This window comes from Marinobacter antarcticus, from assembly GCF_011049865.1.
Lineage (GTDB): Bacteria > Pseudomonadota > Gammaproteobacteria > Pseudomonadales > Oleiphilaceae > Marinobacter > Marinobacter antarcticus_A.
The window spans coordinates 32,832-45,881 of sequence record NZ_DRGY01000057.1; the positions used below are offsets into that span (position 1 = coordinate 32,832).

General features: G+C 55.7%; 12 protein-coding genes, 2 tRNA genes and 1 riboswitch. Of the genes, 8 read left to right on the forward strand and 6 right to left on the reverse strand.

Annotated elements, in window-relative coordinates; genetic code table 11:
* Positions 1-75 precede the first annotated feature (75 nt).
* The 3 genes from uvrY to pgsA are packed head-to-tail and all read left to right on the forward strand — an operon-like array spanning position 76 to position 3,140.
* Positions 76-735, forward strand: coding sequence for a UvrY/SirA/GacA family response regulator transcription factor (gene uvrY / locus ENI00_RS07465; RefSeq protein ID WP_304100941.1), 660 nt, complete (start codon positions 76-78; stop codon positions 733-735).
* Positions 719-2,581, forward strand: coding sequence for an excinuclease ABC subunit UvrC (gene uvrC / locus ENI00_RS07470; RefSeq protein WP_304100943.1), 1,863 nt, complete (start codon positions 719-721; stop codon positions 2,579-2,581). Before uvrY ends, uvrC begins: the two co-directional genes overlap by 17 nt.
* A 7-nt stretch (positions 2,582-2,588) precedes the next feature.
* A complete protein-coding gene (pgsA, locus tag ENI00_RS07475) occupies positions 2,589-3,140 on the forward strand; it encodes a CDP-diacylglycerol--glycerol-3-phosphate 3-phosphatidyltransferase (protein ID WP_304100944.1) in 552 nt (183 codons plus the stop codon).
* A gap of 257 nt (positions 3,141-3,397) precedes the next feature.
* On the opposite strand, the gene ENI00_RS07480 is transcribed toward pgsA, so the two are convergent.
* Complete coding sequence (locus ENI00_RS07480; protein WP_304100946.1) at positions 3,398-3,562, reverse strand: hypothetical protein; 165 nt, start codon at positions 3,560-3,562, stop codon at positions 3,398-3,400.
* A 274-nt stretch (positions 3,563-3,836) separates the two neighbouring features.
* Between ENI00_RS07480 and ENI00_RS07485 the strand changes: the two genes are divergently transcribed.
* Complete coding sequence (locus tag ENI00_RS07485) at positions 3,837-4,544, forward strand: DUF1223 domain-containing protein (RefSeq protein WP_304100947.1); 708 nt, start codon at positions 3,837-3,839, stop codon at positions 4,542-4,544.
* Between the two features lie 168 nt (positions 4,545-4,712).
* On the opposite strand, the gene ENI00_RS07490 is transcribed toward ENI00_RS07485, so the two are convergent.
* The 5 genes from ENI00_RS07490 to ENI00_RS07510 all read right to left on the reverse strand — a co-directional run bounded on the left by ENI00_RS07490 (position 4,713) and on the right by ENI00_RS07510 (position 8,671).
* Entirely contained in the window at positions 4,713-5,345 is a 633-nt protein-coding gene (locus ENI00_RS07490) for an ABC-type transport auxiliary lipoprotein family protein (protein ID WP_304100949.1), read from the reverse strand.
* On the reverse strand, positions 5,342-6,280 hold the full coding sequence (locus ENI00_RS07495) for an MlaD family protein (RefSeq protein WP_304100952.1): 939 nt from the start codon (positions 6,278-6,280) through the stop codon (positions 5,342-5,344). Before ENI00_RS07495 ends, ENI00_RS07490 begins: the two co-directional genes overlap by 4 nt.
* Before the next feature lie 6 nt (positions 6,281-6,286).
* Positions 6,287-7,114 (reverse strand): ABC transporter ATP-binding protein, encoded by an 828-nt coding sequence (locus ENI00_RS07500; protein ID WP_304100954.1) that lies wholly within the window; start codon positions 7,112-7,114, stop codon positions 6,287-6,289.
* 3 nt (positions 7,115-7,117) lie between these two features.
* Positions 7,118-8,224: an ABC transporter permease gene (locus ENI00_RS07505; protein ID WP_304101087.1), complete on the reverse strand. Its 1,107-nt coding sequence runs from the start codon at positions 8,222-8,224 to the stop codon at positions 7,118-7,120.
* Between the two features lie 108 nt (positions 8,225-8,332).
* A complete protein-coding gene (locus tag ENI00_RS07510; protein ID WP_304100955.1) occupies positions 8,333-8,671 on the reverse strand; it encodes a hypothetical protein in 339 nt (112 codons plus the stop codon).
* A riboswitch (TPP riboswitch) is annotated at positions 8,655-8,752 on the reverse strand. (Overlaps the previous gene by 17 nt.)
* Before the next feature lie 47 nt (positions 8,753-8,799).
* Between ENI00_RS07510 and ENI00_RS07515 the strand changes: the two genes are divergently transcribed.
* From ENI00_RS07515 to ENI00_RS07530, 4 genes are all read left to right on the forward strand, one after another.
* Entirely contained in the window at positions 8,800-9,933 is a 1,134-nt protein-coding gene (locus tag ENI00_RS07515) for a metallophosphoesterase family protein (protein WP_304100957.1), read from the forward strand.
* Complete coding sequence (locus tag ENI00_RS07520; RefSeq protein ID WP_304100959.1) at positions 9,930-12,599, forward strand: AAA family ATPase; 2,670 nt, start codon at positions 9,930-9,932, stop codon at positions 12,597-12,599. Before ENI00_RS07515 ends, ENI00_RS07520 begins: the two co-directional genes overlap by 4 nt.
* A 125-nt stretch (positions 12,600-12,724) precedes the next feature.
* A tRNA-Gly gene (locus ENI00_RS07525) sits at positions 12,725-12,799 on the forward strand.
* An 88-nt stretch (positions 12,800-12,887) separates the two neighbouring features.
* Positions 12,888-12,961 (forward strand) — tRNA-Cys (locus ENI00_RS07530).
* The last annotated feature ends 89 nt before the right edge of the window (positions 12,962-13,050 follow it).

Here is a 13,050-nt window from a genome sequence, read left to right on the forward strand (position 1 = left end):
AGGTTGCACCTACCAGGGTGCATCCGTAAACGTTACACTCACTCTGATTTCCGAAAGCTGTAAACGAGGTGAATTTTGATCAGGGTATTGGTTGTAGATGACCATGAGCTGGTTCGTTCCGGGATAACCCGAATGCTCTCGGACAGTCCCGACATTGATGTTGTCGGCCAGTGCTCGTCTGGCGAAGACGCCATCGAGTTTGTGCGCAAGAGCCGCCCTGATATCGTGCTGATGGATATTCGCATGCCGGGAATTGGGGGTCTGGAAGCTACCCGGCGTATCCTGCGGATAGACGAGACGATTCGCGTTATTGTGGTAACGGCCTGTTCAGATGACCCATACCCAGCTCGGGTAATGCAAAGCGGGGCCACCGCCTATATCACGAAAGGTGCGGATATCCGTGAGATGATCCGCGCGATCCGCATGGCCCACTCAGGCCAGCGTTATATCAGCCCCGAAATTGCCCAGAAAATGGCGCTCAAACGTTTGGGCGGTGACAGTAGTGACGAAGGCGAACTGTCGCTGTTTGACCGTCTTTCAGAGCGTGAGATGCAGATCGCTTTGATGGTGGTCGATTGCCAGAAAGTACAGGATATTTCTGACAAGCTTTGCCTCAGCCCCAAAACCGTTAACAGCTATCGCTACCGGATATTTGAAAAGCTGGAAATCTCCAGTGATGTTGAGTTGGCACTGATGGCCGTGCGACTCGGGTTGCTCGATGCCCACAAGGTCTGATCCCGCGAGCGACACCAACGGGGAGTTCGACAGTAAAGACTTCCTGAAAAAATTAACGGAACGGCCCGGTGTGTACCGAATGTACGACGACGGCGGTTCTGTGTTGTATGTCGGAAAAGCCGGGAGCCTCAAGAAACGGGTCAGCAGTTATTTTCGAAAGAGCGGCCTGGCCCCGAAAACGGAAGCTCTGGTCGCCAAGATTGCGTCCATCGAAGTGACCATAACCGGCAGTGAGACGGAAGCGCTTCTACTTGAACAAAATCTGATCAAGTCGTTGCGGCCGCCCTACAATATCTTGCTCCGGGACGATAAATCCTACCCCTATATTTATGTGTCTTCCCACAGCGATTACCCCTCGCTGACGTTCCGGCGAGGGCGCACAAAAAAGGGAGGCGGCACTTGGTATGGCCCGTTTCCGAGCTCGGGTGCGGTCAAGGAAAGCCTTAATGTGCTGCAAAAGGTTTTCCGTATAAGATCTTGTAACGAAAGCTATTTCAGAAACCGAACGCGACCATGTCTGCAGTATCAGATAAACCGCTGTACGGCGCCCTGTGTGGGGTACATTTCCCCCGAGGACTACCAGGAAGATATCCGCCACGCGGCTATGTTTCTGGAGGGCAAAAACCCCGTCATCATTCGCGACTTGATCGATGCCATGGAGGAGGCTGCCAAAAACCTCGAATTCGAGAAAGCTGCCAACTGTCGCGATCAGATCAATCACCTGCGTCACGTGCAAGAGCAGCAATCGGTAGACGGTGAGGGCGGTGATGCCGATGTGGTTGCCATTGCGCAGGATGCTGGCGTTGTGTGCATCGTCGTTATCATCGTTCGCGGTGGCCGCGTGCTGGGAACCAAAGACTACTTTCCCCGCTATTCCCTTGAACAGTCAGAAGGGGAGTTGCTCAGTGCCTTTCTCGGTCAGTATTACTTTGGCGGCAACACCCGCCGCGAGATACCACGAGATGTACTGGTTCCAGTGGAAGTTGAAGGGCAGGAGCTTCTTGCGCAGGCGCTCAGCGAAGCGGCGATCCGCGAAACTCGCATTCGTGGAAATGTAAGGGGCGAGCGCCGCCGCTGGCTTGAGCTGGCCATGACCAACGCACGGCAAACCTTGCTGACTCACCTCGCCAGCAAAGAAACGGTGTATCGACGTTTGCTGGCTCTGCGTGACATGCTGGAACTTACCGAAACTCCGTCGCGAATGGAGTGTTTTGATATTAGTCATAGCCATGGTGAAAATACCGTCGCATCCTGCGTCGTTTTCGATGAGAATGGCCCCCTGAAAAGCGATTACCGACTGTACAATATTGAAGGCGTGACCGCCGGTGACGATTACGGCGCAATGCGCCAAGTACTGACCCGTCGCTATCGCCGCATGGTTGCGGGTGAAGGCAAGCGTCCGGATCTTGTGTTTATCGATGGCGGTAAAGGACAGTTGAGCATTGCCCGGGAAGTATTTGATGCACTTGGGGTTTCGGATATCCCTCTGATCGGTGTGGCCAAGGGCGTAACCCGGCGTGCGGGCATGGAACAGTTGATTGACGCCATGACCGGTGACGTGTTCCGAGTGCCTGCCGAGTCTCCGGCGCTGCACCTGATCCAGCATATAAGGGACGAGTCTCACCGATTCGCGATTACCGGGCACCGTGCAGGACGCGACAAGAAACGTCGCCAGTCCACTCTGGAAGGTATCGAAGGGGTTGGCCCCAAACGTCGCCGGGAGCTGATCCGGTATTTCGGTGGCATACAGGATCTACGCAAAGCCAGCGTTGATGAGATGACCAAGGTTCAGGGCATCAGCAAAGCACTGGCGGAAAATATATACGCAGCACTGCACGACGAGTAACAAGCCTATGAACTTGCCCAACCTGCTCACGCTCTCCCGCATCATCATGATTCCGGTGTTCGTGGTGGTGTTTTTTCTTCCGATGCAGTGGAGCTATACGGTGAGCGCGTCAATTTTTGCGCTGGCGGCCCTGACCGACTGGCTGGATGGTTATCTTGCCCGCAAGTTGGATCAAAGCACGCCTTTCGGGGCGTTTCTTGACCCGGTTGCCGACAAGCTGATGGTGGCGGTTGCGTTGGCTGTGCTGATCCAGGAATATTCGTCTATTCTGCTGACCATTCCCGCAACGATCATTATCGGTCGCGAAATCGTGATATCGGCCTTGCGGGAATGGATGGCGGAAATCGGCAGCCGCGCGAGTGTTGCGGTTTCTTATATTGGTAAAATTAAAACCACGGCGCAGATGGCATCCATTGTCGGCTTGCTGGCGTCTCCTCCCGGCCAGTTACTTTCAGATGTGTCCATTGCTGTGCTGTACATAGCCGCGGCCCTGACACTCTGGTCCATGTGGCTTTATCTCAAGGCCGCCTGGCCGGAATTGTTGCCAAAGAACGATTAATCGAGGGTCGGCAACGATACCCGCCGGGAGTTTGATGAACAGCTATGGACTTCCACGGTCACGTGCAAGAGAGATGGGTTGTCTGTTTGGATACGGTCGTGACCAGACATGAAGATCACTCACGTGCGTATCGCCACATTCTGAGGCACGCTTGACGTATGCCCGACGTGGCTTTCAATAATCCTCGAGACCAGCGGGTAATAAGAATGGCATCGACGATACCCATCGCCGGATCCATCCAGTTCCACCCGGCGTATTTACCAGCAAGCAAAGCCACGATGGTCATGAGAGTGGTGTGAATTGTCTCCAAGAATCCATGCCGACACGCCGTTGACGATCAGTCCGAGGATCGCTGCGAAAATAGCGCCGTCGAACGAAATCGTGACCGGATGGATAAAGCGATCAATGCTCTCAACCTCCATGAAGAGTGCGAATCCGGCCAAGAGTGCGGCGCCCGTAAATCCTCCTAATCTTGCTGCGCTCGGCATCGCTTTCGATGTCAGAATTGGTGGCTTGCATCTGAACATGGTCTGCCCGCGCATACGTCGAACGCGGCTCAGCAATTGGGGATAGGAGAAATTGTCTTCTTGCGGACTAAAAGTTTATCAAAATGTGATCCTTTCGAAAGTGTCTGAACGTTACCCTGATTAACCGAGCTACTTGCCAAACACCCATGGCTGTAAACGCGAGGTTCCCATGAGCAAATTACTACTGGCACTTCTACTTTTTTGCCCTTCCGTGCTGATGGCCCAGGAGTGGACAAGCGGCACAACCCGCACCGACGTTGTGGAGCTCTATACCTCCGAGGGTTGCAGCAGTTGCCCTCCGGCTGACCGCTGGCTGAGTTCGCTGAAAGGCCGGCCGGGGCTTTTTTTAGAGTTTATACCCATGGCTTTTCACGTGGATTACTGGGACTACATCGGTTGGGAAGATCCCTTTGCGCAAGCTGCATTCAGCGAGCGCCAGCGCCAGTACGTGCGAGAAGGCAGCGTTAGCCAGTCTTACACGCCAGGCATAGTCATCAACAGCAAAGAGTGGCGCCAGTGGTTCAGTGGCAAACGTGAATGGGCGCCATCTACTCGGGATGCGGGTGTTCTGCGGGCCAGTCTTGATGAAAAAGGACAGCTCGATGTTGCCTTTACAGGGGAGGGTGCAGAACAGCTCCATGTGGCCATATTGGGCATGGGCCTGAAAACCGCTGTCCAGGCCGGAGAAAATCGCGGGCGCGAACTCTCCCATGACTTTGTCGTGCTGGAGGTTCGCATGATATCAGGCACGCGAACATGGGCGTTGGACTTGCCGGACGTGCCGGACCTAGGCCAACAACGAGTTGCCCTTGCAGCGTGGGTAACGCCCAAAGACTCACAGACCGTTATACAGGCGGTTGGCGGCTACTTGAATTAACCCGTCGGGGCATAGCGCACAGTGCGGTTATAGCGGTCGATATACGCGTTTTGCTGCGGGTTTCCCGGTTGTCATCGTCAATCGCATTGAACAGCCGATAACTTCGGCCATCCTCCAACTGGTCGTGCATGCGTCAGTGCTCCTGACCGAATAAGTGCTAGCCGACCCTCAATCCGGGCGTGCGTCGCAGGTTTCGGACCACTCAATAACCTCTTCTGCAAGTTTTTGCCCAGCGCTACCGAACGCCTTTACAACCGATTCTATACGTTTGTCTCGGGCAGGGATGGACGCGATAAAGCGTTTCGAGCAAAGTGTGGCTCGTGAGTGGTTATCAATCAGCTGGCCATAAATAGCAACGGTTGCGCGAGTGTTGTCGCCTTGGGTAATGGCATGAAAAGCCGTGATTTCAGTTGCCAGAGTCAGGTCGGTATTTGCGGGGCTACTATCTGTACTCACGTCGCGAAAATCCGATCCGGCTCTGAATGCGCCCACCAGCATATCCCGCAGAATAATAGGCGACGTGTCCCGCCAGCGAACGCCGCCGTATACTCTGAACTCCCAAGGTTCCGGTTTGGCCAGAATTCGAGAGCTGTTGTACGGTTCCGAAGCGGTTGGGGTGTCGATTCGTAAGCTTTGGGGCCGGATATTTCCATCGTGTTGCAGGCTCGCCGGTACAGGAAAATCCATTACCCGGGGAGCTTCAGGTTTGGGAAATATCGTACACGCCGTCATTATTCCGGACATCGCCAACACTACACCCACAGTGTTGAAAGCTTTTACACCAGAAGCCTTCTTGTTCACGGGGATACCTCCTTGATGGTTGGTCCGCCCCAAATTGCGCCCGTGGGGTTTTCTTCAAGGCGACGGGTAAACCGATTTAGATTTCTGAGGGTGCTGCGCAATTCTCTCAACGCCGGCGCCAATTCACCCATGCCCTGAAATCCGGAATCCAGAGCGCCCTCGTTCTCCCGGGTTAAGCCATCGATACGTGCAACCATTTTCTCTGCGGTTGTCATGGCTTTCGCCATGCTTGCCAGCACCGACTTCCCCTCATTCTGTAGCAGTGAATTAGTGTTGTCGGACACGGCGGAGACTTTACCTGCCGCCTCAGCGGTTCTGCGTGCAGCGTCGTCCATGCGCTCAAGCAGAGCAACCAATTGCTCACGGCTGCCAAGCAGTGAATCACTCGCGCTGCGGGTATTGCGTAAAATCGCCGTGAGGTTTTTTGTGTTCTCATCCGACAACAGGGTATTCGCGTTGGTTAGCAACTGCTCAGCTTTGGATAACAGAGCTTCGCCGTTGTTCAGTAAACTGTTAAACGCCGACGGTTCCGCCATGATCAGCGCGGGGTTTTCACGGGTGCCTGTTAAAACGGGGCTATCCTTACTGCCGCCGCTGAACTGGACGCTCATACTACCGGTGATATTGGCGAGCACAATCCCGGCGCGGGTATCTTTTCGCACAGGCACACTTTGCTCAACCCGTATCAGAACGCGCACCTGGCCTGGGTCGTCCTGATCCAGCCGAAGTTCAAGGACATCACCGACTTCCACGCCGCTGTATAGTACCGGGTTGCCCTTAGCCAAGCCGCCGACAGCGTGATCATAAACAATTTCGTAATAGGCCCATTCGTGATCTGCAGACGATTTTGCCAGCCAAAGTGCAAACATCAAGGCTGCCATCACCGCAACTAGCGTAAACAGCCCAATGATCAGATGATGAGCTTTCGGTTCCATAGATTTTTACTCCCGTAGCCGGCTCTGATCCTGAGCCCGGAATGCGTAACTGGCGGCCCGCCCGCGGGGGCCGTGAAAATATTCCTGTACCCATGGATCGTCCGTCTTGGCGACCTTTTCGATGTGATCCGCAACCAGAACCTTTTTTTGGGATAAAACAGCCACTCTGTTGCAGCTCGTATAGAGGGTGTCCAGATCGTGTGTGACGAGAAAAACCGTAAGGCCCAGCGCGTCCCGAAGGGTCACGATCAGCCTGTCGAATGCCGCAGCGCCTATGGGGTCCAGACCAGCGGTCGGCTCATCCAGAAAAAGAATTTCGGGGTCCATTGCCAGTGATCGAGCCAAGGCGGCGCGTTTGACCATACCACCGGAAAGCTCCGACGGGTACTTGAGTGCGGAATCAGCAGGCAACCCGGTCAGTGCAAGCTTCATGCGGGCCAGTTCCTCCGCGTCGGAGCGCGACAGGTCGCAGTGCTCAATCAACGGCAGGGCAATGTTCTGAACCAGATTCAGCGAAGTAAACAGTGCGCCCCGTTGAAACAAAACGCCAAACCGCTGTTCGGTTTCCGAGCGTTGTACGTCACTCAGCTCGTCCAGATCCTTGCCGAACACCCGGATGCTGCCCGCAGACGGTCGGTTCAGCCCAACGATGCTTCTCAGCAGTACCGACTTACCTGTGCCGGAACCCCCGACAACGCCCAGAATCTCTCCCTTGTAGAGATCCAGATCAAGGTTTTCGTGAACGACATGACGGCCAAAACGATTGCAGAGCCCGCGCACTTCGATGATGGATGACGGTTGGTTATCGATGGCTTCGTCCCCGGCGTGACTCATGGTTTACCAACCCATTTGCATAAAGAAGAGCGCTGCGATGGCATCCAGAAGAATAACCATGAAAATGGACTGAACCACGCTGGATGTTGTATGAACGCCCACTGATTGGGCGCTGCCGCCTACTTTGAAACCTTCCAGGCACCCTATGGTTGCAATCAGAAAGGCGAAAACAGGTGCTTTGGAAAACCCGACCAAGAAGTGCGTCAGCCCAATTTCCCTCCCGACCACGGCCATGAATTGAGCCGGTGAAATATCGAGCGCAATGATGCAAACCAGGGCGCCGCCTAAAAGCCCCGAAATCATTCCGACAAACGTAAGAATAGGCAAGCTCACCATCATAGCCAGAACCCTTGGGAGCACCAGCAGCTCAACCGGGTCAAGCCCCAGTGTGCGGATGGCATCCAGCTCTTCATTGACTTTCATGGCGCCAATCTGGGCGGTAAAGGCACTGGCGGTGCGGCCGGCAAGCAAAATAGCGGCAAGAAGAACGCCAAATTCCCGCAAAAATGAGAAGGCGACAAGGTTAATGGTGTAGATGGTGGCACCAAAATCTCTCAGCACGGTGGCGCCCAGAAAAGCCACCACAGCACCCACAAGGAAGGTGAGCAGCGCGACGATGGGAAGGGCATTCAGCCCGGTATCCTGAATGGCGGCGACGAACGGCGTTACTCGCCACCGTTTTGGCTTGGGCAACACGGCAAAAAACGTTGCGATAATCTGTCCCATGAATCCGATCAGAATTCGGGAAAGATCCCAGACAGCCTCTACTTTCTTACCGGTTTCATTGAGGAACTGCACAACAAGCGCAGGCGCGTCGGGCTCCGGAACGGGTTTTTCTCGCATGGCATCTGCTACTGCGTACAGCAGTGCGCTTTGCTCCCGGGGCAGGATGTCGTTCTCGCTCGTGAGTGCAACAAGGCATTCCGGCCCTAAAAGAGTCGCCAGCAGGGACGCCCCTGCCGTATCAACCCGCCCAAGATCTTCCAGGTCAATATGTTCGGATTCCCAGTGCCGATCAGAATACGCCTCTATCTGCTGTTTCAGCGCTTGATAGTCGGCAAGCGTCCAGTCACCGCGGATTGCCAGGGTGCCGTGTTCATCTGACAGGATTCCAGCAAAACCGGCCTGCGATGAGCGTTCATTTTCCGGGGCACTGGCGCGTATCGGCACGGGTGTCAGAATTCCAAAGGTGGTTGGTCTGGTTATGAGTTTACCAGCTTAGAGATTACAGACGCTGTCTGCCAGTATCCTGGAGACCGGAACGGCCACTAACAGGCTGAGCAAAACCGAGAGGAATGCTTGCCAGACCAACGCGTCCAAACCTGCCAGTGCCAATACAACAAGTGCACTGGCAATAATCAGGCCCGGCCAGAGGTGCCATTCCGGTCCGGAGGCAGGTGCGCTATTGCGAGGCGCGGCACTGAGCACCGTCGGCAATTCGTCACCCAAGTCAATAACGGGGCACATGATGTTTTTAGAAGAATGTGGCGCTGAAAGTCGGCGCTTGGCATAAAGTCGAGAAAGGCCCGGGCCCCACCAGGGCCGGTGAGTGCTCAATCCCTTCGCCGGCATAATCCGGATCAGGTTCCGCGGGTATGGTCTCAGCCCGGCATTTGCCCGGCACCCCGTTGAGTTAATTTGAGTGTACCATGCCCACAATGTCATTTCTTTCAAGGAGAAAGCCGGTGCCCAAGTTTCTACACACAGCCGATTGGCAGATGGGTCGAACCTACAGCCGGTTTGAGGCCGAAGACGGTGCTGCTTTGATGGAGGCACGTTTTGAGGCCATCGAACGCCTGGCTGCGCTGGCCACAGAGCATCAGTGTGACGCAGTGCTGGTCGCCGGTGATGTGTTTGATGCGCAGACTGTCTCTGATCGCACCATTCGTAGGGTGTTCAATGCTACCCGAGGTTTTGACGGCCCCTGGGTAATGCTCCCCGGCAATCACGATGCGGCTCTGGCGGAAAGTGTGTGGACCCGTGCCGAGCGACTTGGTGCAGTTCCCGGGAACGTTCATCTGGCACTTGAATCCGGTGTTACTCAACTGCCAGAGCAAGGCATCGCCGTGTTGGCTGCGCCCCTGACCCAGCGCCACACTTATGGCGACCTGACTGCGCCTTTTGTCGATATGGAAACCGCACCGGAATTGCTGCGCATAGGGCTGGCCCACGGCAGCGTGCAGGGTTTGCTGCCTGAGGAAATTGATTCAACAAACCCCATCGCACCCGACTGCACAGAAACCGCAAAACTGGATTACCTGGCCCTTGGCGACTGGCACGGCGTGAAGGAGATTAACGAGCGCATCTGGTACAGCGGCACGCCAGAACCAGAGCGCTTCCGCAATAACGAAGCGGGATACGTTCTGATTGTCGATATTAAAGCACCGGGCGCGGTACCCACCGTCACCTTGCATGAAACCGCCCGCTATCAATGGCATCAGTGGCGGGAGAGCTTGTCCATACCTTCCGATCTGGTTCAGCTACTGCAGCGAGTGGGCGAGTTGCCTGAAGCATCGGTTCTGGACCTGAAACTGAACGGCACCCTCACGCTGGCCGGGGATCAGCAACTGACCGAAGCACTATCCATTGCGGAGGCTCGCTATCGCAGCGTCACCTGCGACCGCACCGGGCTGCAACTGGAGCCTACCGACGACGATATCGCCGCACTGCACGCAGACGGCTATCTCGGAGACGTGGTTCAGCAGCTGCGAGAACGCCAACAGGCTGCGGATAAAAGCGATGACGCAGAGGTGTCTCGCGACGCTTTGGCCATTTTGGCAAGCCTGCTACAGCCAAAAAGAGAAGAGGTGGCCCGGTGAAGCTGCAGCGTTTACGAGTTCAGCAGTTTCGCCAATTCAGGCAAGGCATTGAGCTGGACGGCCTCACGCCCGGCATCAACCTGATACACGGCCCTAACGAATCCGGCAAAAGCACCCTTGTTCGCGCTATCCGCGCCGCGTTTTTTGAGCGTTACCGATCGAAATCCGCTGAAGATCTAGCGCCCTGGGGAGACACGTCGGCGGCGCCAACGGTTGAGCTGGTGTTTAACCACAAGGGCCAGCGCTGGCAACTCGACAAGCGTTTTCTCAAGCGACACCGCTGTGATCTATTGATTGATGGCCAGGCATTCAGCGGTGAAGAAGCCGAGGAGAAGCTTGCGGAACTGCTGGGCTACCAGTTTCCCAAGAAGGGCGCCAGCAAAGAGGAGCACTGGGGTATTCCGGGTCTGCTCTGGGTTGAGCAGGGCACCGGGCAGGATATTGAAAAGGCCGTTCAACATGCCGGCGGCCATCTGAAGTCTGCGTTGAACAACCTGGTGGGCGACATTGCCAGCAGCGGCGGAGACGACGTTATTGAGGCCGTGGAGCAGCAAAGGCAGGAACTGCTGACAGCCACCGGAAAACCGCGAGGTGATTACCTGTCTCTGGCAGGCGCCCGGGAAACCTTGCAGCAGCAGGTGTCTGATCTGCAAGCCCGGGTGGAACAATATGGAGCGCAGGTAGACCGCCTTGGCGCCCTCACAAACGAGCACTCGCAGGCAGAACGGGAACGGCCCTGGGTAGCGGCCCGGAATAGCATGCAGCACGCCGAGGCAAAATATCGGGAAGTAGAGGCTCTACAGGAGCAGCAAAATCGTGGCAGGGATTCCCTGAGCCAGCTTCAGCAAAATCTGACCTTGCTTCAGCAAAACCAGGCTCACTGGCGCAGCCAGAACGAACAGCTGGAACAGCGCCACCAGAGTTATGAGCGCGCCAGAAAAGAACGTGACCGCGAAGAGCTCGCCAGCCCGGAACTGGCGAATGTGGTTAACAGCGCTCGCAGCCAATACCAGCTCGCCAACGGCGCCGTGCAACAGGCCAATTTAAGGGATAAACGAGAGCGCCTGCAAAAGGACTGCACGAGGCTGGAGGCGGAACTGGACAAGCTCAAGCAAAGCCAGGAAAAAGCCAAAGGCATTCAGGCGTCGTTGGACGCAGCCCGCGAACAGAAACAACAGAACCAGATCGATGCCAACGGATTGCATCGGCTCAAGCAGACCCAGCGCGAACTGGATGACGCGACTATTCGAATTCAAACCGTCGCTACGCGTGTTACCTGGAACCTGAATAGCGGTAAAAGTTTGGCGCTTGATGGTCGCAGCATGGAGGGCCAGGGCGAAAAGCTGCTTCTGGAACCGGGCGTTATCGAGATTCCGGGCGTGGGCAATCTTGGTATTCAACCGGGTGGGGATGACCTTGCAAGTCTCCGCCGGAAACTCGAGAGGCTTGAGCAATCCGTGGCGCAGCAACTGGGCGCCTTAGCGGTCGAGTCAGTTGAGGCGGCCGAGGGCAAGCAAGGGCGGCTCCAGGACGCTGAGGCACAGATACAGCGCTTTGAAGAGCTTCTCAAATCGTTAGCCCCCAACGGGCGGGACCAATTGAATTCGATGACGTCCGATTCAGAATCTGAACTGCACGCCCGCAACGCCGAATTCGGAGCCTTGCCGGCGGAGCAGGCCGGTGACGGAGATGTTAAGCCGCTGAACCTCGTGGAATCCGAGTTGAAGCAGGCCGAAGAGCGATTGGCGGACGCCGAAACCCGACAAAAGAACCAGGAAACTCTGCTGCTTAAAGCCCGTCATACCTGCGATGCGGCTCAACGTGAGTGGCAGCGAATTCAGAGTGAATTGAACAGCCCCGAGCGTCAGCAGCAGATCGAAAAACTTGCCCGGGACGTTGCCGCTGTCGTGAAACAGCAGACGGAACTCGAATCGTCTCTCAAAGAGCGCGAAGCGAAAATCAGCGCGGCTCGCCCAGACCTTTTGACGCAGGATATTGAGCGGTTCCGTGCTACCGCCGAACACCAGGAAGCCGCTCAGCACAAGCGTGCACTGGAGTTGAGTGACATCCGGGCAAGGCTTGAGGCCTGGGGTGCGGAAGGGTTGGAAGAGGAGCGCAACGAGCGGGTAGCTGAGCTGGAGCACGTAAAACGTCGCTATCTTGAGCTGGATCGGCGGGCGAAGGCGCTGGATCTGCTGTTGAACCTGCTGAAAGAAAAGCGCCAGGCACTGACGCGCCGACTGCAGGCTCCGCTGCAGAAACATCTGGATCACTATTTGAGCGTGCTGTTCCCGGATGCCAGCCTGGAAGTGGACGAAAACCTGATGCCCGGAACGTTCAGCCGGGGAAGTGAACTGGGCCGTATGGCCGAACTGAGTTTCGGCGCGCGGGAACAAATGGGCCTGATCAGCCGCTTGGCCTATGCCGACCTGTTGCAGGAAGCCGGTCGCCCCACGTTAATCATTCTGGACGATACCCTTGTGCACAGCGATGCCGAACGCCTGGAGGGCATGAAACGAATCCTTTTTGACGCCGCAACCCGGCATCAGATACTGCTGTTTACCTGCCATCCCGAAAACTGGCGAGACCTGGGCGTTGAACCCCGGGATCTAGAGGCTTTGAAGTTACACGATGGTGTTGGGAAGTTACACGGTGGTGCTGGTTAAAATTTACTCACAAACCTCCGGTAAAACAGAAACTTAAAAAAAGGTATTGACGGAAGAACCGTAATCCGTAGAATACGCATCCGTTGTCGGGGCATTGCCTCGGCAGTCAGTACAGGTAATGAAGTGCGGGAATAGCTCAGTGGTAGAGCACAACCTTGCCAAGGTTGGGGTCGCGAGTTCGAATCTCGTTTCCCGCTCCAATGACTTCAAGTTGTTCAGTAAAGTCTCTCAATGAAGCCTCTCAATGCCCATTTGAGAGTACAAAGATTCGATTCCTTCGATCTTTTAGGCGCGGTGGCAGAGTGGTCATGCAGCGGACTGCAACTCCGCGTACGCCGGTTCGATTCCGACCCGCGCCTCCATTATATCCTCGTTCCTCATCACGTTAGATATCTTCGAAACACCGTGGGTTTTCCATAACCGCAGTTTCGTACCCTCCTGTGTCATTTTC

Excerpts from the sequence above, each read along its gene's own strand:
- uvrC (WP_304100943.1), top strand. The coding sequence starts at position 719 with ATGCCCACAAGGTCTGATCCCGCGAGCGACACCAACGGGGAGTTCGAC.
- pgsA (WP_304100944.1), top strand. The coding sequence starts at position 2,589 with ATGAACTTGCCCAACCTGCTCACGCTCTCCCGCATCATCATGATTCCG.
- ENI00_RS07480 (WP_304100946.1), bottom strand. The coding sequence starts at position 3,562 with ATGGAGGTTGAGAGCATTGATCGCTTTATCCATCCGGTCACGATTTCG.
- ENI00_RS07485 (WP_304100947.1), top strand. The coding sequence starts at position 3,837 with ATGAGCAAATTACTACTGGCACTTCTACTTTTTTGCCCTTCCGTGCTG.
- ENI00_RS07495 (WP_304100952.1), bottom strand. The coding sequence starts at position 6,280 with ATGGAACCGAAAGCTCATCATCTGATCATTGGGCTGTTTACGCTAGTT.
- ENI00_RS07500 (WP_304100954.1), bottom strand. The coding sequence starts at position 7,114 with ATGAGTCACGCCGGGGACGAAGCCATCGATAACCAACCGTCATCCATC.